The sequence below is a fragment of the Aerococcus urinaehominis genome, from assembly GCF_001543245.1.
In the GTDB taxonomy this organism is placed as follows: domain Bacteria; phylum Bacillota; class Bacilli; order Lactobacillales; family Aerococcaceae; genus Aerococcus; species Aerococcus urinaehominis.
Genome location: NZ_CP014163.1, coordinates 238,538 through 261,640 on the forward strand (window position 1 = coordinate 238,538; position 23,103 = coordinate 261,640).

The 23,103-nt window shown below is 41.4% G+C and carries 19 protein-coding genes; 1 reads left to right on the forward strand and 18 read right to left on the reverse strand.

The genetic code is table 11. The features are described 5' to 3' along the window. Window positions 1-3 precede the first annotated feature (3 nt). Entirely contained in the window at window positions 4-1,275 is a 1,272-nt protein-coding gene (locus AWM75_RS01080) for an amidohydrolase family protein (RefSeq protein WP_067977330.1), read from the reverse strand. A gap of 122 nt (window positions 1,276-1,397) precedes the next feature. Between AWM75_RS01080 and AWM75_RS01085 the strand changes: the two genes are divergently transcribed. Then, entirely contained in the window at window positions 1,398-2,501 is a 1,104-nt protein-coding gene (locus AWM75_RS01085) for an FUSC family protein (RefSeq protein ID WP_067977331.1), read from the forward strand. A 53-nt stretch (window positions 2,502-2,554) separates the two neighbouring features. Here the strand turns inward: AWM75_RS01085 and AWM75_RS01090 are convergent, their stop codons facing one another. The 17 genes from AWM75_RS01090 to parC form a co-directional block, all read right to left on the reverse strand. Then, entirely contained in the window at window positions 2,555-3,580 is a 1,026-nt protein-coding gene (locus AWM75_RS01090; RefSeq protein WP_067977332.1) for a lipoate--protein ligase, read from the reverse strand. A 34-nt stretch (window positions 3,581-3,614) separates the two neighbouring features. Beyond that, complete coding sequence (locus AWM75_RS01095) at window positions 3,615-4,292, reverse strand: P-II family nitrogen regulator (protein WP_067977333.1); 678 nt, start codon at window positions 4,290-4,292, stop codon at window positions 3,615-3,617. Between the two features lie 10 nt (window positions 4,293-4,302). Further along, window positions 4,303-4,755 (reverse strand): hypothetical protein, encoded by a 453-nt coding sequence (locus tag AWM75_RS01100; protein ID WP_067977334.1) that lies wholly within the window; start codon window positions 4,753-4,755, stop codon window positions 4,303-4,305. A 10-nt stretch (window positions 4,756-4,765) separates the two neighbouring features. Next, window positions 4,766-5,440 carry a ribose-5-phosphate isomerase RpiA gene (rpiA, locus tag AWM75_RS01105; RefSeq protein WP_067977335.1) on the reverse strand — a complete coding sequence of 225 codons (675 nt, stop codon included), beginning with the start codon at window positions 5,438-5,440 and terminating at the stop codon, window positions 4,766-4,768. 100 nt (window positions 5,441-5,540) lie between these two features. Then, the gene (locus AWM75_RS01110; RefSeq protein WP_067977336.1) at window positions 5,541-6,161 is read right to left on the reverse strand and encodes a class I SAM-dependent methyltransferase; all 621 of its coding nucleotides are present in this window, start codon (window positions 6,159-6,161) and stop codon (window positions 5,541-5,543) included. Between the two features lie 47 nt (window positions 6,162-6,208). After that, on the reverse strand, window positions 6,209-7,618 hold the full coding sequence (locus tag AWM75_RS01115) for a TrkH family potassium uptake protein (RefSeq protein ID WP_234946612.1): 1,410 nt from the start codon (window positions 7,616-7,618) through the stop codon (window positions 6,209-6,211). 38 nt (window positions 7,619-7,656) lie between these two features. Then, window positions 7,657-9,066 carry a Trk system potassium transporter TrkA gene (gene trkA, locus AWM75_RS01120; protein ID WP_067977337.1) on the reverse strand — a complete coding sequence of 470 codons (1,410 nt, stop codon included), beginning with the start codon at window positions 9,064-9,066 and terminating at the stop codon, window positions 7,657-7,659. 140 nt (window positions 9,067-9,206) lie between these two features. Next, window positions 9,207-10,148 (reverse strand): manganese-dependent inorganic pyrophosphatase, encoded by a 942-nt coding sequence (locus AWM75_RS01125; protein WP_067977338.1) that lies wholly within the window; start codon window positions 10,146-10,148, stop codon window positions 9,207-9,209. 68 nt (window positions 10,149-10,216) lie between these two features. Further along, window positions 10,217-11,062 (reverse strand): aldo/keto reductase, encoded by an 846-nt coding sequence (locus tag AWM75_RS01130; RefSeq protein WP_067977339.1) that lies wholly within the window; start codon window positions 11,060-11,062, stop codon window positions 10,217-10,219. 114 nt (window positions 11,063-11,176) lie between these two features. After that, the gene (locus AWM75_RS01135) at window positions 11,177-12,127 is read right to left on the reverse strand and encodes an ABC transporter permease (protein WP_067977340.1); all 951 of its coding nucleotides are present in this window, start codon (window positions 12,125-12,127) and stop codon (window positions 11,177-11,179) included. Then, window positions 12,090-13,187: an ABC transporter permease gene (locus AWM75_RS01140; RefSeq protein ID WP_067977341.1), complete on the reverse strand. Its 1,098-nt coding sequence runs from the start codon at window positions 13,185-13,187 to the stop codon at window positions 12,090-12,092. The genes AWM75_RS01135 and AWM75_RS01140 overlap by 38 nt, the downstream gene beginning before the upstream one ends. After that, on the reverse strand, window positions 13,180-14,727 hold the full coding sequence (locus AWM75_RS01145) for an ABC transporter ATP-binding protein (protein ID WP_067980828.1): 1,548 nt from the start codon (window positions 14,725-14,727) through the stop codon (window positions 13,180-13,182). Before AWM75_RS01145 ends, AWM75_RS01140 begins: the two co-directional genes overlap by 8 nt. 23 nt (window positions 14,728-14,750) lie before the next feature. After that, window positions 14,751-15,788: a BMP family lipoprotein gene (locus AWM75_RS01150; RefSeq protein ID WP_067977342.1), complete on the reverse strand. Its 1,038-nt coding sequence runs from the start codon at window positions 15,786-15,788 to the stop codon at window positions 14,751-14,753. 10 nt (window positions 15,789-15,798) lie between these two features. Next, entirely contained in the window at window positions 15,799-16,749 is a 951-nt protein-coding gene (locus AWM75_RS01155) for a nucleoside hydrolase (protein ID WP_067977343.1), read from the reverse strand. Between the two features lie 204 nt (window positions 16,750-16,953). Continuing rightward, complete coding sequence (gene pflA, locus AWM75_RS01160) at window positions 16,954-17,718, reverse strand: pyruvate formate-lyase-activating protein (RefSeq protein ID WP_067977344.1); 765 nt, start codon at window positions 17,716-17,718, stop codon at window positions 16,954-16,956. Between the two features lie 84 nt (window positions 17,719-17,802). Further along, window positions 17,803-20,046 carry a formate C-acetyltransferase gene (gene pflB / locus AWM75_RS01165; RefSeq protein WP_067977345.1) on the reverse strand — a complete coding sequence of 748 codons (2,244 nt, stop codon included), beginning with the start codon at window positions 20,044-20,046 and terminating at the stop codon, window positions 17,803-17,805. Window positions 20,047-20,640: 594 nt separating this feature from the next. Then, window positions 20,641-23,091: a DNA topoisomerase IV subunit A gene (parC, locus tag AWM75_RS01170; RefSeq protein WP_067977346.1), complete on the reverse strand. Its 2,451-nt coding sequence runs from the start codon at window positions 23,089-23,091 to the stop codon at window positions 20,641-20,643. Between the last annotated feature and the right edge of the window lie 12 nt (window positions 23,092-23,103).

The window sequence follows — 23,103 nt, forward strand, 5'->3', positions numbered from 1 at the left end:
TTGCTATTTTGTTTTACGATCGATGTCTAATTCAGTAGCATAGCTAGGTAATTCTTTTTCAAAGAGATACTCGCCATTGCGGACTGAAGCGAGACATTCCACGCGTCGACGCTGGGCATCGTAGGCTGACTCAGCATCAAGTACAATAAAGTTAGCCGGCTTACCTTCGTCTAAGCCATACGCATCATCAACTTGCATAAGTTGGGCACCATTATAAGTCACTAAGTCAAAGTTACGGTCAAAGTCTTCTTCACGCATCAATTGACTGGCGTGAATCCCATTGTCTAAAATGTTCATCATATTGCCAGAACCAGCAGGATACCAGAGGTCAACAATCGAGTCCTGACCAAAGGCAACATTAATGTCATTATCAACAAATTCTTTAACTCGAGTTAGGCCACGACGCTTAGGATAGGTATCTTGACGGCCTTGTAAGAAGAGGTTTTCAGTTGGGCAAGAGACAAAATTAAGTCCTGATTGACGGAATAGACCCATCATTCGGAAGGCATAAGCATCATTAACTGAGCCAAATGAACAGGTATGAGAGGCAGTGGTGGATTGTCCGTAGCCTTGTTTCATAGCTTCTGCATTTAATAATTCTAGGAAGCGAGCTTGGTCATCATCGGTTTCGTCACAGTGGACATCAATTAATTTATCATATTTGATAGCTAGGCGCACAATTTCTTCAATTGATTTGTAGCCATCTTGACGGGACCATTCATTATGTGGGATACCACCGACACAATCAGCACCTAATTGCAGGGCTTCTTCAACTAGGTCACGGCCAGTTTTGCCCTCTTCTTCAAAAGAATACATGCCATTTTGAGGGAAGGCGACCACTTGAATTGTGATATTATCCTTCAATTCATCGCGAACTTCCAAGGCGGCCTTAATACCAGTTAGGTTAGGATCAGTACAGTCAGTTTGAGCCCGAATATATTGGGTACCATATCCAGCTACATCCTTAACAGCTTGACGGATACGCTCTTTCATCTCTTCTTTAGTCGTACCCTTTTTATAGTCATTCCAGAGGTCAATGGCTTCAAAAAGCGTACCTGTTTCATTTTTGACCTTGTCATCCTGACCGGTAAAATAATAGTCTAAATGTAGGTGAGCATCAACATATGGGGGTAATACGAAGCGACCTTTAAGATCAATGGTTTGATCAGCTTGGCCCAAGTTCTGACCAAAAGCGACAAATTTACCATCTTCAACCAGGATTTCACTGGCTTCTGGGTGTTTGTAAATCACTGCATTAACAAATTTTTTCTTCATCAAAATACCTCCTCTTTTCACTATTATTACTTTAAGCCAATAAAATTTCTTTTGCAAGTTTTGGCTATCAATTTTCCTATCAATTCCTATGCTATAATATAAGCAGATAAGGAGATGGTTTGATGCATATAATGGTTAAAGAAGCTTTTCACTATCGTAAACCTAGTGAATTTTCAAATTGGCGCCTATTGGCAGCTGGGCTTTGTATTTTAATCGTCAACCTGACAGGTTTTTTCCTTAATAACTACCAAATCAATGCCCTTGCGAGTCTGGGCGTTTTTACTTTTCTTAACTACCAGTCTACCGACGGATCGCGCATCACGAAGCGCCTCATATCAGTGGGTGTCATGATTATTTTGGCCCACTTCTTAGGTATGGTTTCTCATTTTATAAGCTGGACCGAGCCTTTGCTTATTGCCTTAATCGCCTTCTCTAGCCGGATGATCTACCGCATGCTGCACTTCGACAAACCAGGTGATATCTTTATTATTCTAGTTGCTGCAGTCGGAACAACAATCAAAACCCCAATTGCTGCAATTCCAGCTAACACACTGTATGTCACTTTTGGTGTGGTTGTCTCAATTATCATTGGCTATTTGACTTTAAGAATTGAAGGAGCACCACGACAGGTATTATTGCCCACTCACTCTTTAAGAAATCGTATTTTTGCCGACCCGCGAATGGTAATTGATGCGTGGTTTTATGCAGTGACCCTCTTTCTGGCATCATACCTCAATTCAGCCTGGGGGCTAGGTGCCTATTCTTGGGTAACCGTATCCTGCTCAGCTATTTTGCAAGGCAACACCCTGAAACATATTATCAACCGAAATAATCAGCGAATTATCGGTACCTGTATGGGTTTGGTAGTCGCTGCCCTAGTCGTCAATATCCCCATGGCCAATCTGGTTCGTATTGGCTTGATTGTCATTCTTTATATGACCACTGAATTTTTTATGCCCCGCAACTATGCCATTGGGATTTTCTTTGTCACCATCCAGGTGATGTTCCAAATATCCCTAACTGCCCCAGAAATTGGCTATGCTATCTTGGGCGCCCGCTTTTTAGGTATTTTTATCGGTTCTCTCTTAGGTGTGATATCCGCATCTTGGCAATACCGTCTCCACCACTTCTATGCCCAATCGCTTGTCCATGAGCGGACCTATGACAAAGATCTTGAGGCTAGTCTCGATGATGAAGCCCACCAACAAGCTAATCTTCCCAACTAGTAGCCTAGCTTGACAGCAAAAAACGACCACCCTAATTAGTGGGTGGTCGTTTCCTATTTACCAAGGATTAGATTGATGAATTCAGTCTTTTCTAAGCCAGATATATATTGGTCTAAATCAATAGTATTTAAGGCCGCCTCCAAGCCCTGGCTGTCAAACTTGTGGCCAACCAAGGCTGCTTCTAAGTCACTAATTTCTTGGTTACCAAAAAAGTCACCATAAATTTTGATTGCCTTAATATAGCCTTGGTTAACTTGAAGTCTCACCTCTACAGTTCCGGCCTTAAAACGCCCATCATTTTGATAGTCATAGTCTGGTGACTGACCATAGTTCCAACTCCAGTTGCCGAATTTTTCAGCTACCAATTGATCAACCTGGGCCCATTCTTGGTCGTTTAAAAAGTAGTAGTGAGCTTGACTCAAATCATCAACACCAACTAACCGGGCCAAGATAAAATCTGAAAACTCCTCACCTGTCATATCTTGATATACAGGTGCCAAAAAGTCACGAATTGTGGTTACCCGCCGGCGCACTGACTTAACTCCTTTTGATGCTAGTTTCTTCAAATTGGGCCTAAGTGCTTTTGCCATCGCTTCAGCATCTGTATCTAGCAACAATGAGTACCCCCCATAAAGTCGACCGTGGCTGACAGAAACGGCCGCACCCGACACCTTATGGCCATCAATTTCAAGATCGTTGCGCCCAGACATGGTCACCTGGTCAACTCCTAATTCCTGTAGGGCAGCGATAGCTGGCTGGTAAATTTTCTTAAAATTATCTGCTAATCTATCTTCAGCAGCCATCTGAAACACGAAATTAATTTGACTAGGTTCCATATAAATGGCTCCTCCACCCGTTTCCCGACGAACTAAATCAATATTATTTTCGTCTAAGTAGGGTTGGTTAACTTCCGCAAAGACATTTTGAAATTTTCCAATCTGGACGGCTGGACCAACTCGGTAGGGAAAAACATAATCTTCACGCTTATCCAAATGGTTTAAGGCCCAAATTTGTAAAGCCATGGCTTGAGCTAAATCGTGACTTACCTGGCCATTTCTAATATTTTCAACAATAATCACGCAAGCATCTCCTAAGCATAAAAAAGACTAAGAATTACTGATTTGCTTCTTCAACCAGATCATCCCTGAAAACTTTACCCACCGCGTTTGGCGCATTTAAGCTAACAATAATACCATTACCAGGTTTATCAATATCTACCGCCTCAGCTATGCCAGCCATCACTTGTTCCGCGATTGCGGTTTCAACTAACATAATCACAATATCTTTTTCATCCTGGATAGCAACATTAAAAACCTTGGTTTGATCATGCAGACCAGTGCCACGGCCATGAATCACTGTTCCTCCAAAGGCTCCTTGGTCAGCGGCTGCAGTAACAACTCGCTTACCTAGTTTTCGGTCTACAACAGTGATAATGGCTTGGGTATCAGCCAGGTCTTCGCGCCTATTATCAAAGGGAATTTCCAGGTATTCATTACCATAACAGGCTGTCGTATCGAAAGAAAAGAGAACCCCTGAACCTGGTTCGTCTAGGTGGGCGTGGTCCTTAATATAATCATGAACGCGTTTTTCGTGGTCTTTAGGTAATACTGATAACAGTAGGTCCTTATGACTTTCATGAAATCCTAAAAAGTTCATGACTTTATTGTGGATAGTTCCTTCCCCTCTAAAGATTGTCGCACCGGTTGACCCTGAGTGGCGGATATGCTCGGTAAAGCGACGACTCTCGCCACCCTTAATTATGGATAGGAAAAGTACTGGATAATTTGCCATGCTAACCTCCTTATATTTTATGGTAGTCATCGACGTGAGAAATAATCCGTCCACGTTCAGTATAAATAAAATCGCGAACGCGTTTACTATCATTCATAGCAACAATTAAGCGGTCTCGGTAAGGTTCAGCTAACTCATCAAACAAGTAAGCTGATTCATCTAAGTCCAACTTAGCCCGATCAGCCTCAATTTGCCCAGCTGTCTTCAATTGGTAAGAAGTGGATGGGAGGTCCCCTTCAATCTCTCTTTCTTCTACGCGATAGACATAGTTGTCATTGTCGAGATATTTAACCTCCAGGGCACCAGTATTGGTCCGGTAGATTTCAGGTTCATATTTATCCTTTTGTAGTTCCCACCAGGCATAGATGCCGTTTAAGGCCTCTTCTTCTGTCGCATAAGAACCATGTTGCTTACGGATACCATACAAACGATTTTCCCAATAATTAGTATAGACTTTAGTCATCTGTCTCTCCTCATCTTTCTAATTCTACGATATGGCCGCCATTATCAGCATAAATGACCCGCTGGCAAATATCAATAAATAGGCCATGTTCAACAACGCCGACCAAATTAATTAACTCTTGGGCCAGTTGGTCAGGGTTATCAATCTTTTCTAAGGCTAAATCAATAATATAGTTATCATTATCAGTGCGATATTTATTTCCAGCTTCATCCAAGCGGATGCTAGGCTGGTAACCGCGGTCAGCGAACAGCTGGTAAAGTTGCTGGCTACCTTCTTTAATAACCTCTACTGGCAGTGGGAAGGCCCCTAATTGGTTAACCTTTTTAGAATCATCAGTAATCCAAATTACCTGATCAGAGTAAGTGGCCACAATTTTTTCTATTAACAGAGCGCCACCCCCGCCTTTGATACCATTCAATTGCGGATCAAACTCATCAGCACCATCGACTGTTAAATCAATCCGGTCGACCTCGTCAACGCTCTTGAGCGGGATGCCTAATTCACGCGCTTGATCAGCCGTCCGATTAGAGGTGGCCACCCCAGTTACCTTGAGCCCCTCTTCCTTGACCATCCGACCTAACTCTGCAACAAAATAATAAGCAGTTGACCCTGTCCCTAAACCCAGAATCATACCATCTTTAACATATTTAGCTGCCGCTTGTCCGACAATTTGTTTGGCTTTCATATTATGCTCCTTCAGCTTTTTTCCAAATAAATCACTTCAATGAATATAATAATTATACCTTAGATAGCTATTTTTGCAATGAAAGTCGTTTCCGCTTTCATTAGACAAACTGGTAAATCACCACATAATCCTCTGGGTCAGAACCGGTTTTTAGATTAATGATGTCCTTGATCATTAGCCAATCTTGCTGGTTTAACCAATCCTGAATCTCTTCAAGGGGGTAATAGACCAACATGTCAATTGGGCGTGGACTTTGCCAGTAGGAGGTCTGGATATTGAACAACACTCTTTGGAAGACTGGCAGACTAAATGGATTAAAAAAATAAAATAGGTTTTGCTGGCTCTTAATCTGATATTCACGGCCATCACCTGCAAAATAATCGATAGCAAGCTGCCCGCCCATTTTCCTTTGGTAGCCTACCAGGTTGCCAGCCAAGGCATCTAAGGTTATGGGATTAATTTCAATGCCTGTAGCTGGTATACCAAATTTATAATGAATATAGAACAGGACCCGACCCTTGCCACAACCAAAATCAACCAGGTGACTATTAGCGCCTGGTTGATAGCTGGTGAAAATTTCTTCTAAAACAAGATAGTCGGTCGATTCAGTCCTAGTGCCTAAATCTTGGTGCTTTTTAGGTAGGTCAATATAGCCTCGGGTATCAATTCCCAAGCGCTTGTCCCAGTGGCGGTTGACCATAAAATGATTCAAAGCTTGCATGCTTAAACTCCTTATTTGCGGTTTACTCTTTTTTTGAGTGATATTACTTAAGTTTGCTGCCAAGTACGTCGAGAGAATAAAATCAAGACTGGGTAAATCTCTAACCGACCCATAATCATCCCTAAACACATGACTAGTTTAGATGTTTTAGACAATAAGGCATAGTCATCGGCTGGACCCAACAAATCTAGCGAGCCACCTATATTAGATAGGGTTGCTATTGTCGCATTAAAAGCTGAAGCAAAGGTATCTACATCAAGAGACAAGACTAGCATAAGGGTCAGAAAAACACCTAAATAAGTAATTAAATAAAAACAGACTGAGTACAAAACACCCTTGGTAATCACCTTGCCGTCAAAAGTTAGCGGCACCACACGACTGGGTGAAATTAAGCGATGCACTTCCCGATAGATTGCCTTAATAAAAATAGCTACCCGAGCAACTTTCAAACCTGAAGTCGTAGAACCTGACATGGCCCCAGAAAACATTAAAAAGAGTAGAATTATCTGGCTAAACACCGGCCACACCGTCAAATCCATATTAGTATAAGCAGTTGTTGACATCACCGAGCTGACATTAAAAATGACATCAGTAAACCAGGTGGTCAGGTCCTGATACTGGGGCCAGACATTAAGCATAATCAAGGCCACACAAGCCAAAACAATGCCCACATACCACTTGAATTCCTCATTCTTTAACACTTGCCGCCATTTACCTTCGTAAATTAAATAGAAAAAGTTAAAATTCATACCAAAAATGAACATGCCAGCTGTCAGTACTAATTCAATATATGTGGAGTCATAATAAGCAATTGAATTGGCATGGACATTAAAGCCACCAGTACCAGAGGCCCCCATGGCTAATAGCATGGCTTCAAACCAGGCGACCCCACCCAGTCTAAGCAAAATAGTCATTGCGACAGTCATTAACAAATAAATAATATAGAGAATATATATAGTAGAAGACACCCGCGATTCCACCTTACCAAAAACTGGTCCTGGTAGCTCAGCGCGCATAATATAAACGCCTTTTGCTCCTAAATTAGGTAGGATATAGAGGATAAAAATTAGCATCCCCATCCCACCTACCATTAAAGTAAATGACCGCCAAAATAACAGGCCTTCAGGTAGGGCGGTTAAGCTAGAACCTAGGACGGAGGCCCCGGTTGTCGTAAATCCAGATACCGATTCAAAGAGGGCATCAATATAGGACGGCACAGCACCTGATATATAAAAGGGTAAAGCCCCAAATAAAGCAATCACCATCCAAGATAGTGAAACTAAGGCTAAACCCTCTTTAGCAAAAAAATCTGAGTTTTTAAGAGGACGAAAAGATATAGCAGCACCGGCTGCCCAACATAAAACCATGGCTATTAAGAATGATAGGACCACCCGATGAGAATTATCGAAGTAGAGAGATACCGCCACAGAAGGGATCATGAGTAAGCCCAAAACCATCAAAAGACGACCGATTAAGTAACGGATGATATCTAAGTTTATTCTTGCTCCCTCCCCCAATTAAGTAGACGTTGATAAAAACTTGGACTATGTTTTTTCAAAATATGGTCTAAGGTCAGCATTTTTTCTCCTACAGAGATAATGAGGACATGGTCTTCAGCCACAAAATAATCATCACCTGTCGGGAAAATCATTTCTCCATCACGGATAATGGCCCCAATAACGACGCTATCTTTAATAGGGAGGTCCTTAATTGGCGCCCTAGTCACCTCATCTGAAGCTACTACGATAAACTCTAGGGCTTCAGTCTGGTCACTATTAAGGCGCGCATAGTTAACTAAATGATTGCGATTATTGGTTGATAAGGTTCTAACGCGGCGGATTATAGAGTCAGATATCGTCAAACGCGGCGAAATCAAGGCGTCCAAATGGTCTAAATCTATTAACTCTGTTAATTGAGGTTGGTTAATTTTAGTCACATTTTTCCTTACCCCTTCATGGTAGGCAAAAAGGGAGACCATTAGGTTTTCTTCATCGTTATCAGTTAAGGCAATCACCAAATCATGGTTGCCAATGCGGTGTTCTCGTAAAAAATCTTGGTCCGTGCCATCACCTAAAATTACCTCGACACTAGTAAAACGTGAAGCTAGGGCAATGGCTCGTTCTTCATTCTGCTCAATCACTTTGGTACGAATACCGCGTGCATGAAAAGCCGGTAGGAGATAGTTGGCTACGCGACTCCCTCCTACTACTAAGGCGCTTTTAAAGCGAAGTTCATTATTATGCCCAGCCAGCTTAGCAAACTGGTCTAGAGACCGGTCAGATGCAATCACATCTAGCTCATCTTCAGCCAAGACCACCGTATCCCCACGGGGAATGATGGTCTCATAAGCTCTGGTTAAAACACAGACAACCACATTAGGCACCTGTTGGCGAATTTGTTGCATCGTCATACCGACAATTTCAGCGAAACTTGCCGCTTTAATACGGACCAGATGTATCTTTTTATGATTGAACATTTCAACATAATTGGCTGCCGGAAAATCAACTACATTAGTAATGTGCTGGGCAGTCTCCCGGTCTTGATTAATTAGGGCATTAAGGCCAAAAGTTTTTTTCATAAAAGGCTCTTGCAAGGCATAATCTTCCTTACGTGCCCTAACAATACAATATTCTGCACCCAATATTTTAGCAATATTAGAAGAAATCAGATTAATTTCATCAGATTGGGTGACAGCGATGAAGATCCGGCAGCGGTCAACATCGGCCTCCCTTTGAATATCTATTGAAGTCCCTGACCCCACTACCCCCTTGATATCCACTTCTTCTATTAATTGATCAATAATCTCAGGTCGATTATCGATTAGGGTAATTTCATGTCCCTCATCATTGAGGTCTCGACTCAGCTCGCGGCCTAGCTCTCCCCCGCCCACAATTACGATTTCCATGACTAACTCCTTTAACATAAATATTAAGCTGATTATACCAGTAAAGTGAACTAGAGATTAATTTAAATCAAAAAAGCTGGGGCAAAAACCCAGCCTATGATTAAGTCAGTTTAATTACAGTTTCCCTAACTAAATAATTTTTAGTCTTCAATTGCCTTGGTTAAAGGTGGCACTACTTGTTTTTTACGTGATACAACTCCAGGCAAGTCAAGGGTCTGTTGGTCAATTTTAGTATTAAATGCTGCTTCAAAGCTAGCCTGTAGATTTTCATTACCAACATAAAGGCCAACCGAATCATTCGTTAAGATGTTAGTTACAACTAATAAGAATGCATCATAAGAATGATCAATTGATTCTGACTGCATTACGGCAAGAATCTCATCTTTACGTTTTAAGACATCTGCAACATCAACAACGTTAATCTGTCCTATCCGAATACTATAATCTCCCATTGGGAAAGATTTAGCATCGCCCTCGGCAATTTCCAGGGCAGATTTATCATCCACATTGGCGCCGGCTTTTAAAAGGTCTAAACCAAAGGCTTGTAGGTCTATTTCAGCAATTTCAGCCAAGGCTTCAGCCGTTTTTTTGTCCTGGTCAGTTGTTGTTGGTGACTGGAATAAGAGGGTGTCAGAAACAATACCAGCAATCATTAAGCCAGCAATTTCCTTAGTTGGCTTAACTCCAGCAAATTTCATCATTTGATAGATAACAGTTTGGGTACAGCCTACTGGTAGGGCAACATAAAGAATCGGATCAGCTGTTTCAAAGTTAGCAATCCGGTGGTGGTCAACTACAGAATAAACGCTGACCTCTTTTATATCGCTGACTGACTGTTGGCTTTCATTATGGTCAACCAAGGCAACTAAATCTACTTCGTTGGCAGCAGTCTCAATCACGCGAGGTGCTGGTTGATTAAAATAGTCTAGCGCAAACTGGGTTTCAGGATTAACAGGTCCTAAAGCAACTGGTTCAGGTTCTACCTCTTGATTACTTTGGCTGAGATAGTAACTATAGGAAATAGCTGAGGTAATGGCATCGGTATCAGGATTCTGATGGCCAAAAACTAAAATCTTTTGCAAAATGAATCGCTCCTCTATCACTTGATTAAGCTTATTTTAACACAAGTTAGACCCTAACAGTAGACCAATTAAAATTCTTCATAGCTAGCTGGATTTTGAGCTGATAAGCGACCAACTGGGCTATCATAGCTTTTAATTAAATCAAGGTCGTCTTGGTCAAGTTCAAAATCAAAAACTGCTAAGTTTTCAGCCAGACGCGCTGGATTAGATGATTTAGGAATGGGCATGGTCCCAGTTTGTACTTGCCAGCGCAGCACGACTTGACCAATCGACTTTTGATGCTTAGCAGCAATTGCTTGCAGTTCAGGTAATTCAAAAATAGAAACTTCAGCTTTTTCATTAGCCCGGCCTAAAGGTGTCCAAGACTGGGTAATAATTCCTTGAGATTGATCGTAAGCAATTTGTTGGTCTTGATGAAAATAAGGATGGCGCTCAACCTGGTTAACAATCGGTTTTACACCAGTCTCTGCAACTAAGTGATCAATATATTCAGGTAAAAAATTTGAGGTCCCTAATTCCTTAATATAGCCGCGTTTTTGGGCTTCAATCATAGCTTGCCAAGCTTCCAAATACAGTCCTTGTTTGGGATTAGGCCAGTGGATCAGATAGACATCGAAGTAATCAAGGCCAGCCCGTAAAAGGGATTCCTGAATGGTCGTTAGAGTATCGTTATAACGCTGGTAACGACCTGGTAACTTAGACGCCACAATCAAGTCATCCCGGTCAACACCAGCTTGGCGGATTGCCTGACCTACCGTACCCTCATTTTCATAATTATAAGCCGTATCAATATAGCGATAACCCAAATCAATTGCAGCAGTAATGGCTTCAATACCAGCTTGTCCCTTTAGTTTAAAAGTTCCTAAACCAATTTTTGGTAGCTGTAAACCGTCATAAGTTTGATAATATTCCATAATTTACGCCTCCCTTTCTTATTTAGTATAGCAAAAATTAAAAAGGCTTCCTATTAATTAGTAAGCCTGGGAAGAAAAGAAACCAGCCCATTTAGACTGGTTCCATTATTTATTCTATTGACGACGAACATATACCTTACCGTTAGCTTTAGGAGCTTTGCCTTTACTAGTAACAAAACTAACCACCAAAATAGTTAATAGATAAGGGAATATTTTAAGTACCACGCTAGGTAATTGATTGATCACAGGAATGTAGGCGCCAATAACAGCGAGTGACTGGGCAAAGCCGAAGAAAATAGCTGCACCAGCTGCACCTAAAGGATGCCAAGCACCTAAAACCATGGCTGCCATAGCCATAAAGCCTTGACCAGCAACCGTTGTGGCTGAAAAGTCATTGGTAACAGCTTGAACTTGGATAGCGCCCCCAATACCTGCTAGAAAACCGGAAATAAGCACACCTGCATACTTCATGGCATAAACATTGATACCAACAGTTTCAGCTGCCAAAGGGTGTTCCCCAGCTGAACGCAGGTGCAAACCAAATTTAGTCTTATAAAGAATGAAACTAGCCAAAACAGCTAAGACCAAACCCAACCAAGCTGGCAAAGAAGTATGGGTGAATAATAGTGGGCCTAGTAAAGGGATACGGCTCAATACTGGGATTGTTGTTACCCCAAAAGTTTGTGCCAAGGGACCAGTTTGCGCGCGACCTAAAATAGCTCGGCAAAGAAACACCGCTAAGCCGGTAGCTGCTAGATTTAGGACAGTACCAGAAATTGTGTGGTCAGCCCGTAGCGATACTGTTGCAACAGCATGTATGAGCGAATAAAGTAAGCCTGCCAAACCACCAACAAGCAAGGCCAACCAGGGACTTAGACTAGCCGTTCCTAGTGATAGATTGACCAAGGCAGCTACAAAAGCGCCCACTACCATAATTCCTTCTAAACCAATATTTACAACACCAGACCGCTCAGAAAAAACAGCCCCGATTGCGGTAAAAATCATTGGTGCAGCATACATGAGGGCATTAGAAATAATTAGAACAATAATATCTTGAATTGTCATTATTTATTCCCCCCTTACTTGGTTTTAATTTGTTAAGCATATATTGAATCAAATAGTTAGCCCCGACAAAGAAAATAATCGCAGCAATCACAACTTGAGCGAGCTCATCAGGTACGCCACTCGCATTTGGCATGAAGCGGGATCCTGTTTGCAGGATTGAAAAAAGTCCTGAAGACAGCAGAATACCTACTGGATTATTCATCCCCAACAGGGCAACAGCAATCCCGTTAAAACCTTCTTGAGGCAAAGCGCGTTGGATAAAAATGTTATGGAAGATACCAAGGCCGTTAATAACACCGGCTAAACCAGCCAGACCACCTGACAGGGCCATAGATAGGACAATATTGGCTCGCGTATTCATACCTGCATATTCGGCCGCTAAGGGGTTCAAACCAGCTGACTTAATCTCATAGCCTAAAGTCGTTTTCGACATGACAAATATATAAAGAACAAGCACTAAAATCATGATAAAAAGTCCACCATTAAGTCGTGAGCCAGAAAAGGCCTGAGACAAAAAGTCTAGACGGAGGCTTGCCCCTTCATCAATGCTAGGACTGGCATCATTTGTTTGATAGAGGGTTGCAATAATCCAATTGGTCAAATGTAAACCAATATAATTCAGCATAATAGTAGTAATAACCTCACTGGCCCCCCGATAGGCTCGTAAAAAACCTGCTATTCCAGCCCACAAGGCGCCTGCTAGCACACCTGCTAGGCTAGCGAAAACAACTGATAACCAAGCTGGTAAATTAGGCCAAGTCAAACTCACTACAATAGCAGCCAACCAGCCCATTAGAAATTGACCAGATAAACCGATATTAAAGAAGCCTGCTTTAGAAGCCAGGGCAAAGGCCAATCCAGTTAAGGCTAAAATAGTCGCTTGACTCAGTGCTTCGCCAAAGAAATATGGGCTTGATAAAACACCCATAAACATGGCCTGGTAAGCTAAAAGCGGATTGTAGCCAAAAGCCAGCATGATTAAAGCGCCAACAAGCAATCCTAGGAGGACAGCCAGAAGGGCCACCAATAATTGTTGGCTCATTTTTAAATTTCTAGGCATGCTTCATGTCCTCCTTACTTAATTGACTAGGTTCTTGGCCAATCATCAAGAGGCCTAAATCACGCTTATCAACTTGGTCACGATTAACCACTTTAATCAGGCGACCATCATACATCACAGCAATCCGATCAGCCAGGTCTAATATTTCATCTAATTCGGAGCTAACTAAGAGAATTGCCGTTCCTGCCTGGGCTTGGTCAAGCAGTCCTTGGTGAACATACTCAATAGCCCCTACATCCAAACCTCGGGTCGGTTGGGCGGCTACTAAGAAATCTGGTTGTCGATCTAATTCACGTGCAATCACTATTTTTTGCTGGTTACCACCGGATAATTCACCAGCCAAACTGTCAATACCAGGTGTTCTGATATCGAATTTTTTCACCAGGTCATTGGCATACTGGTTGATTGCATCAAAATTAAAAATGCCCTTATGGCTGAAAGGCGTTTGATAATAAGTTTGCATAATCATATTATCTGCGACCGATAAACTCAGCTGTAAACCACGTTGATGGCGGTCTTCTGGGATATGGCTTAATTTATGCGCTAATAACTGACGCACTGAGGCAGACTTAAGGGACTGACCTTTAAGGTAAAAATCACCTTGGTCAACCCTACGCAAACCTGTTATAGCTTCTACTAATTCCGTCTGCCCGTTTCCTTCAATACCAGCTAACCCCACAATTTCCCCTGCATGGATAGTCAGGTTAACGTCTTTTACAGCAGGCAACTTCCTGTTGTCTTTTACATGCAAATCTTTTACTTGTAATACTGGTTCCCCCACATCTTGGCGGTCAGCCTGTACATGGAAGTTAACACTGCGACCAATCATTAGTTCAGCCAAGCTATCAGCATCCACCTGACTACGATCTAGGGTAGCAATTTTTTGCCCCCGTCTAATCACAGTAATCCGATCAGCAACTTTCATAATTTCATCTAACTTATGGGAAATAAAAATAATAGATTTACCAGCTGCTTTTAAATCAGCCATAGTAATCATCAGCTGGTCAATTTCTTGCGGTGTTAGTACTGCGGTTGGCTCATCAAAAATGATGATATCTGCGCCCCGGTAAAGGGTCTTTAAAATTTCAACACGTTGTTGTTGACCTACCGAAATATCCGCCACTAGGTCATCACCATTAACTGGTAATTGATACTTGTGGCTAAGTGTCTGGATTGCTTCATTGATACTATCCATGTCCAGATAACCAAGTCCTTGAGTCAATTCTTGCCCCAACATAATATTTTCAGCAACAGTAAACTGGTCAATTAACATAAAGTGTTGGTAGACCATACCAATGCCCAAGGCTTGAGAAGCCTTGGGCGAATCGATAATTACTGCTTGGCCTTTAAGAAAGATATCACCTGAGCTCGGTTGAATTAAACCTGCTAACATAGACATCAAAGTCGACTTACCGGCACCATTTTCACCTAAGAGCGCATGGATTTCTCCAGCTTTAAGGTCAAAATCAATGGCATCATTAGCAGTAAAATCACCAAATCGCTTGGTGATTTTACGCATTTCTAAAATATTTTCACTCATTAAACTCATTCAGTTACCGCCTATTATTTACTTTCTGGTATCTTAATCGCTCCAGATAGAATATCTTGTTCAGCTTTCTCTACTGCTGTTAAAACCTCAGCTGGAAGATAGTCCTTGACAATACCAACGCCACCATTCTCTAGGTTAGAAACAATATGTTGGCCACCGTGGTATTCATCTTTCATAGCAGCATTGGTTTCATCCTCAATTGCCTTACCTAAGTGTTTTAAAGTTGAAGTCAACATAAAGTTACCACCCTTATATTCACCCTCAGCATGTTGGTCACGGTCAGCACCGATAACCCAGATATCTTTATTTTGACCAGATTCCAAACGGTTACGTGCTTCAGTATTAACACCATTACCAGCACCACCAGCTGCATGGAAGATAACGTCACTGCCATTAGCAAACATGGCAGAGGCAATCTGTTGGGCAACACCAGCATCGGTAAAGCTTTGCGTATACTGTACGTCAATTTCAATATCAGGTTTTACTGATTTAGCACCAGCAATATAACCAATTTCAAACTTGTCAACGGCAGGTGTTGATTGACCACCTACAAAGCCAATTTTATTAGTTTTAGATTGGCTAGCTGCGGCTACACCAGCAAGGAAAGCTGACTCATTATCAGCAAAGGTAATTGACACCACATTATCCTTACCTTCAATGTTAGCATCGAGCAAGCCAAATTTTTGGTCTGGATGTTGGTCGGCCATTTCGGCTACTGAGTCCGTCAACATAAAGCCGATACCGTAAATAATATCGTACTGGTCTTGGATGGCTGTGTTTAGATTTGGTAAGAAATCATTTTCACTGCTTGATTGGTAGTATTGAACTGCGCTTTCAGGTAACTGATTATTCTTAGCCCAAACTTGCATACCTTCCCAAGCTGATTGGTTAAATGAGCGGTCATCTACGCCATTTCCGTCGGTTACCATAGCGATTTTATAATTCGCTTCGCTATTTTGGTTTTCTTGACTGCTTTGACCGGCATTTTGGCCTTGACAAGCAGCTAATGTGGCAGTGGCTAATAAGGCAGTGACTAATTTTTTTAATGACATGATTTTCCCCCTAGTTAATATTGGCTAAAACTTCTAATAATACTTGTTTAAACTTAGCACCATCAACGGCTTCAACGACACGAATATTGGCAGGTTTGCCAAGATCACCCTCTACATCGACAATATTGTAACCCTTAGTTAGGCCATCTTTTAATTCAATGTCAACATAGTAACTCGTAGCTTGGCTAATTAAATCTGGATTGGCTGCTAGCGCTAGGGTAACAGAATCAGGACAAGTCACCCCATCGACGCCCCGTTTCTTAAACTCAAAGGCCTTGGTATGTAAGTTAACCTTTAAGAAAAACTCTGACCCCTTGCTATTCAAGGCCTCAATGTCAGCTAGGTCATCGTCATACATGACCGCATGACGTAGGGCTTGTTCCCAAGTTACCATGGTCATATCGATTCCTGAATGTAACACAATTTTTACAGCCTCAGGATCAGTATAAAAGTTAAACTCTGCACCAGCATTTATATTACCTGGTGCATGATTAGTACCACCCATAATCCATAAATGCTTGATTTGACTGATAATAGACGGATCTCGCTTTATTGCCATGGCAATATTGGTTAGCGGACCAATTGCAGCTATCTCAAGCTGACCCGGATAACGATGGATACTTTCAATTATGAAATCGACAGCATGCTGGTCCTCGGGCCGCTGCTGGGCCTTAGGAAAATTTGCGCCTCCCATGCCATCGCTAGCAAAAATCCGTTCTTCAGTTTGATGTCTATCTCCCTCGAGTGTCATAATAGGATCAGGATGTTCCTTATAAACAGGGATTTTTTGGTCAGTTTGAGCTAACTCTAAGGTATAGAGTGCATTTTCAACCATTTGGTCAAAACTGATATTCCCCCCCACTACGGTTACTCCTAACACATCAAAGAAGTGCAAGGCTGTAAGGATAGCTGTTGAATCATCTCCAGCTGTATCCGTATCAATAATTAATTTTCTTGACATTAAGTGCTTCACCTTTCCGCTTACGAACTATACCATCTAATATACCTTTATCGTTCGCTTTTAATACCAGTATCTTAACCGGTTACGGGGCAATTGTCCAGTGTTTTTCTATTAAATTCCAAAATTTTTAATTGAAAACGTTTTTAAAGTTCGGTTTTAACAAAAAAGGCTGGAACCTAAGTTCCAGCCTTTTAGCATTTTAAATCACATTTCACGATAGCCTTGGTATTGTTCGGTTTTTAAAATACGGTTAGCGTTAGCAACCCGATCTTCTGTCGGTGGCTCTACGCCATCAAGGGGATAGCGAATTCCCATCTCCCGATATTTATATACGCCCATGGTATGATAAGGCAAAATTTCTACTTTTTTAACAATATCTCCCAGTGATTCAATGTATTCAGATAATTTTTCTAAATCTTCATCAAAGTCGCTACGAGTAGGTACGAGGACATGACGGATCCAAATCGGCTGCCCCTTTTCCTTTAAATACTGTGCCATATCGAGGATTGTATCATTTTTCCATGTCGTTAATTTACGATGACGCTCGGGATTAATTTGTTTGATATCTAAAAGAATCAAATCAGTCACTTCTAATAGCCGGTCGAACTTCTCTAACCACTCTGGATCACGATTGAACGGTGCGCCACAAGAATCTAATGTAGTATTAACGCCATGCTTTTTGCACAGAGTAAAATATTCAATCAGAAAATCAATCTGTAGCAGTGGTTCGCCACCAGAACAGGTAACCCCACCCTTACCTCGCCAATAAGGACGGTATTTAATAGCTTCATTAAATAGCTCCTTAGCTGTGTAAGGCGTACCAGCATTAATTTTCCAGGTATCTGGATTATGACAAAATTGGCACCGCATCCGGCAACCTTGGAGGAAAGAAACGAACCGAATCCCAGGTCCATCAACTGAGCCAAAGGATTCTAATGAATGAACGTAACCGACTGTTGGCTCGGTCATATAATCACTCCTTATCTATAAACAACAAGAGAGGCTGGGTGTGGGTCCAGCCTCTCACTTATTATAACAGGTATTGTATGATAATTACATACCTGAGTGCATGGTCCGGTGGATAACTTCTAATTGTTGTTCACGAGTTAATTTAACGAAGTTAACCGCATAACCTGATACACGGATAGTTAATTGAGGGTACTCTTCTGGATGCTCCATTGCATCATATAAAGTATCCCGGTCAAAGACGTTGATGTTTAAGTGGTGACCACCTTGAGTGGTGTAACCATCTAACATAGCAACTAAGTTAGCAATCTTAGTTTCTTGGTCTTTACCTAAAGCCTTAGGCACAATTGAGAAGGTATTTGAGATACCATCTAATGAGAATTCATAAGGCATTTTAGCTACTGATGATAATGAAGCCAAGGCACCATTTTCATCACGGCCGTGCATTGGGTTAGCACCTGGTGCGAAGGCTACCCCTGCATCACGTCCATCTGGTGTTGCACCAGTATTCTTACCATAAACCACGTTTGAAGTAATTGTAAGAATTGAAGTTGTATGGATAGCATTGCGGTATGTAGGTGTCTTCCGTACCTTAGTCATGAAGGCTTTCAACAAGTTCACACCAATTTGGTCAGCACGGTCATCGTTGTTACCATATTTAGGATAGTCACCTTCAATTTCGAAATCAACAGCAATACCTTGTTCGTTACGGATTGGTTTTACTTTAGCATATTTAATTGCTGAAAGCGAGTCGATGGCTACAGAGAAGCCAGCAATACCAGTTGCCATAGTCCGTTTTACATGCGTATCATGTAGAGCCATTTCAAGGTTTTCATAAGAATATTTGTCGTGCATGTAATGGATGATATTCAATGTATTGACATACAATTCAGCAATCCAGTCCATCATGACATCAAATTTTTCCATTACTTCGTCGTAATCTAAGTATTCAGAAGTAATTCCTTGATATTTAGGCGCTACTTGTTGGCCTGAAACTTCATCCACGCCACCATTGATTGCGTAAAGTAAAGTCTTAGCTAAGTTAGCACGAGCACCGAAGAATTGCATTTGTTTACCAATTTCCATAGCAGACACACAGCAAGCAATACCGTAGTCATCGCCATAAACTGGACGCATTGCCTCATCATTTTCATATTGGATTGATGAAGTCTTGATTGAAATATCAGCACAGAAGTTTTTAAAGCCTTCTGGTAAGTGTTCAGACCATAATACAGTTAAGTTAGGCTCAGGTGCAGTACCCATGTTGTGTAGTGTTTGTAGATAACGGAATGAGTTCTTAGTAACTAATGAACGGCCGTCAGTACCCATACCAGCAATAGATTCAGTAACCCATGTTGGGTCCCCTGAGAATAATTCGTTATAGTCAGGAGTCCGAGAGAACTTAACGATACGTAATTTCATGATCAAGTGGTCAATCATTTCTTGGGCTTCAACTTCGGTGATTAAACCTTTATCTAAATCACGTTGGATATAAATATCTAGGAAGGTAGAAGTCCGACCAAATGACATAGCCGCACCATTTTGTTGCTTAACAGCAGCTAGGTAAGCTAAGTATAACCATTGAATCGCTTCTTGGGCAGTTTCAGCTGGACGGCTTAAATCGAAGCCATAGCTTTCACCCATTTGTTTTAATTCACCTAATGCACGATATTGTTCTGACATTTCTTCACGAAGTTGGATAATATCGTCAGACATTGTTTTGCCGAAAGCATTATTGAATTCGTCAAGTTTCTGATCCATTAAGTAATCAACACCATACAAGGCAACACGACGGTAGTCACCGATAATCCGGCCACGACCATAAGCATCTGGTAAACCAGTGATTACCTTGTTAGAGCGAGCTTTACGCATTTCAGGTGTATAAGCATCGAATACCCCTTGGTTATGAGTCTTACGGAAGTCACGGAAGATGTGTGATACTTCTTTATCAACTTCATAGCCGTAAGCATGAGCAGCTTGTTCAGACATCCGGATACCACCAAATGGTTGTAATGAACGTTTGAACGGCTCATCAGTTTGCACACCTACAATTTTTTCAAGGTCTTTGTTTAAGTAGCCAGGACCATGTGAAGTGATAGTTGAAACAACCTTAGTATCCATATCTAGGACACCACCAGCTTCACGTTCTTTCTTAGTTAGGTCCATTACTTGGGCCCATAATTTATCAGTTGCTTCTGTGGCACCCTCTAAGAAAGAGTCATCACCACGATATTCAGTATAGTTATTTTGGATAAAATCGCGAACATTTACTTCATTTTGCCATTCAGTACCTTGGAATCCTTCCCATTGTGGGAAACGTACATCTGCCATATAATTTTTCCTCCTTGAATTGTCTTTCACAATTTCTTTCTGAGTACATAGTATAAAAAATCACAAGTATTAACAAGAATTTTGTGATAAAAGTTCAAAAAAATACTATCGTTATTTTTTTGTTTTTTGAAAGCCCCATCAAAAGCTTGTTATCAGTGGTTTTTGACTTGCTCACTTGCTCACTTAATTGAGAATGGTTTTCAATTAAGATAACAAAAGTACAAAAATACTCATATTTTGTATTTTTAAAATCTGTTATTGTAACAGTTTTTCCATATGACTAATACAGTTGAGGCCTGTTTTCATAGGTTTTAATTAATAATTCCTTTAAAAAATATAACAACTAACTTATGCCTAATTAAAATAGCATTTTGCGTAGACACAAGAACTTTGCATAAGAAATTGTTCTAATTAAAAGAGCCTGGGAAATAAATCCCAGGCTCGCGCCATTATAAACGTTTTAACATCATCGGTGTGTGTTAGTCAGCATTGTTATTTAAAATGCTTAAATAATATAAACCTGCTTTTAAAGTACTTTAAAAGCACTAATCGCATGCAATCATACTATTATTCTCTAGTTAATATACCGCCAGACTAATGGTCAAATAAGTTCAATAATTTAGTAACTAATATCACTTGACCATGGATGGTCTCATCAATCAAGGCAGAACCATTGGACGTTCGATTAGCTAGATTAACATCCCCTGCCATCAACGTCAGCAAATCACCTTGGCTAGTATAAGCCTGATAGCGATCTTTAAGATTATCAATTTGATATGCAGCCACTAGATAGTGTGGTTTAGTTTTTAGAGTTTTTAATACTTGGAGACCACGTTTAGCCCGGCCTAAGACTGATATTTCTTCCCAATTCATTCGCTTAACATGGCCACGTTGCGTAAAGACGATCACCTGGGCTTGATCATTCACTTGATTTTGATAAGCCAAGCCCACAACCTGGTCGCCAGCTTTCAAATTAATTGATTTCACCCCTTTAGCCCGGCTACCCACAGTAGAAATTTCGCCCAAGCTATAACGGAGGGCGAAGCCAAATTTACTAAAGAGAATAACCTGAGCCTGGTCTGGGTCAACCTGGTCTTCTATTCTGTACACTTGGATGACTTGGTCACTTGGCGACTGGAGATTCATAGCAAGGGCCATTTTCTTTTTATAGCCTCTGAATGATTTAAAGTCAGCAAGAGGGGTTTGTTTAATCATGCCTTCCTGAGATGCTAATAAAAGTTTAGCCTGACTATCTTCTAAGTAGGGTGTAACAAAGATAATCCGTTCATCCGCTTGAAGTGGTAAGCGTTGGGAGGCATGCTCACCTAAATCTTTCCAACGAATTTCCTGAAGCTCATAAACCGGCTGGTAAATATAGTTACCCTTTGAAGTAATCATGATCAAATTGTCGGTTGTCTGCATTTCAGCCATATAAACCAGCTGGTCGCCCTCTCTGAGACCAACTTCTTCAGGCTTAGAAGCGCCAAATGATCGTAGCGATGACCGCTTGATATAGCCATTGCGGGTCACTGTAACCATGGCATCCTCAACTGGAATTAGCAGTTGCTTCTCAACAACAACTTCTTCAATCTCTGCTTCGATGCTGGTCCGTCGTGGACTAGCATAGTTGGTTTTGATTGTTTTAAGTTCTTGCTTCATCAGCTTAAAGAGAGCTTTTTCATCACTCAAAATAGTGTGAAAGCGAGCGAGATCTTCATTCAAGTCCAAACGCTCATCCTGCAAACTCTTAATATCAGTATTAGTTAAACGATATAACTGTAAACTAACGATTGCTTCAGCTTGGACTTCTGAAAACTCAAACTGATTAGCCAGGTTCTTTTTAGCATCGGCCTTATTTTTTGAATTACGGATCGTCGTAATAATTTCGTCCAGGATGGAAACAGCCTTAATCAAACCATCTACAATATGCAAGCGACGCTGGGCCTTGTTGCGGTCAAAGCTAGTCCGTCGGCGGATAATTTCGGCCCGATGGTCAATAAAAGCCTGCAACATTGCTCTTAAGCCAACCTGTTCTGGCCGTTGCTGATTGATTGCTACCATATTAAAGTTATAGTTAACCTGGAGATCCGTATTTTTGTAAAAATATTGGAGAATCGCATCGATATTAGCTTCTTTTTTAAGTTCAATAACGATGCGTAACCCGTTACGGTCAGATTCATCCCGGATTTCACTGATGCCATCAACAGAATGATCTAACCGCAATTCATCCATGCGTCGGACAAGGTTAGATTTATTAACCTCAAAAGGAATTTCATTAATGACAATTTGCTGGCGTCCTGATCTCAGGCTTTCTAACTCATGACGAGAACGGACAACTACGCGCCCCCGCCCGGTCTCATAAGCTTTTTTTAATTCTGCCTGACCTTGAATGACAGCACCAGTTGGAAAATCTGGTCCGGGCATCAAGCTTAGCAATTTATCCAAGGAGGCTTGGGGATGATCAATTAGATAAGTTGTGGCGTCAATCACCTCACCCAAATTGTGTGTAGGAATCTCGGTAGCATACCCTGCCGAAATACCAGAAGCCCCGTTGACCAGGAGGTTGGGAAAACCAGCCGGTAAGACAGTTGGTTCTTCCTCAGTGTCATCAAAATTCAGCATATACTCTACGGTATCCTTATCCAAATCATGGAGAAGTTCATCGGCAATTTTAGACAGACGGGCTTCAGTGTAACGCATGGCAGCAGCCGGATCGCCATCCATAGACCCATTATTGCCATGCATCTCAATCAAAACTTCACGATTCTTCCATTCTTGGCTCATCCTCACCATGGCGTCATAAACTGAGATATCGCCATGAGGATGATAATTACCAATAACATTGCCCACTGTTTTTGCTGCCTTACGGAAATTACTATTTGAGGTATTGCCCTCACGATACATGGCGTATAAGATGCGCCTTTGAACCGGTTTTAAACCATCCCTGATGTCCGGTAGGGCACGATCTTGGATGATATATTTGGAATAGCGGCCAAATCGATCACCCATTACTTCTGCTAGTGATAATTCTTGAATATCTACCATATCTACCCTCTA

What these genes read in the sequence shown, in the direction of transcription:
- AWM75_RS01145 (WP_067980828.1), bottom strand. Translation starts at nt 14,727, where the DNA reads ATGAGTGAAAATATTTTAGAAATGCGTAAAATCACCAAGCGATTTGGT.
- AWM75_RS01140 (WP_067977341.1), bottom strand. Translation starts at nt 13,187, where the DNA reads ATGCCTAGAAATTTAAAAATGAGCCAACAATTATTGGTGGCCCTTCTG.
- AWM75_RS01095 (WP_067977333.1), bottom strand. Translation starts at nt 4,292, where the DNA reads ATGGCAAATTATCCAGTACTTTTCCTATCCATAATTAAGGGTGGCGAG.
- AWM75_RS01110 (WP_067977336.1), bottom strand. Translation starts at nt 6,161, where the DNA reads ATGCAAGCTTTGAATCATTTTATGGTCAACCGCCACTGGGACAAGCGC.
- AWM75_RS01085 (WP_067977331.1), top strand. Translation starts at nt 1,398, where the DNA reads ATGCATATAATGGTTAAAGAAGCTTTTCACTATCGTAAACCTAGTGAA.
- pflB (WP_067977345.1), bottom strand. Translation starts at nt 20,046, where the DNA reads ATGGCAGATGTACGTTTCCCACAATGGGAAGGATTCCAAGGTACTGAA.
- AWM75_RS01100 (WP_067977334.1), bottom strand. Translation starts at nt 4,755, where the DNA reads ATGACTAAAGTCTATACTAATTATTGGGAAAATCGTTTGTATGGTATC.
- pflA (WP_067977344.1), bottom strand. Translation starts at nt 17,718, where the DNA reads ATGACCGAGCCAACAGTCGGTTACGTTCATTCATTAGAATCCTTTGGC.
- trkA (WP_067977337.1), bottom strand. Translation starts at nt 9,066, where the DNA reads ATGGAAATCGTAATTGTGGGCGGGGGAGAGCTAGGCCGCGAGCTGAGT.
- AWM75_RS01150 (WP_067977342.1), bottom strand. Translation starts at nt 15,788, where the DNA reads ATGTCATTAAAAAAATTAGTCACTGCCTTATTAGCCACTGCCACATTA.
- rpiA (WP_067977335.1), bottom strand. Translation starts at nt 5,440, where the DNA reads ATGAAAGCCAAACAAATTGTCGGACAAGCGGCAGCTAAATATGTTAAA.
- parC (WP_067977346.1), bottom strand. Translation starts at nt 23,091, where the DNA reads ATGGTAGATATTCAAGAATTATCACTAGCAGAAGTAATGGGTGATCGA.
- AWM75_RS01135 (WP_067977340.1), bottom strand. Translation starts at nt 12,127, where the DNA reads ATGACAATTCAAGATATTATTGTTCTAATTATTTCTAATGCCCTCATG.
- AWM75_RS01115 (WP_234946612.1), bottom strand. Translation starts at nt 7,618, where the DNA reads ATGGTTTTGGGCTTACTCATGATCCCTTCTGTGGCGGTATCTCTCTAC.
- AWM75_RS01155 (WP_067977343.1), bottom strand. Translation starts at nt 16,749, where the DNA reads ATGTCAAGAAAATTAATTATTGATACGGATACAGCTGGAGATGATTCA.
- AWM75_RS01080 (WP_067977330.1), bottom strand. Translation starts at nt 1,275, where the DNA reads ATGAAGAAAAAATTTGTTAATGCAGTGATTTACAAACACCCAGAAGCC.
- AWM75_RS01130 (WP_067977339.1), bottom strand. Translation starts at nt 11,062, where the DNA reads ATGGAATATTATCAAACTTATGACGGTTTACAGCTACCAAAAATTGGT.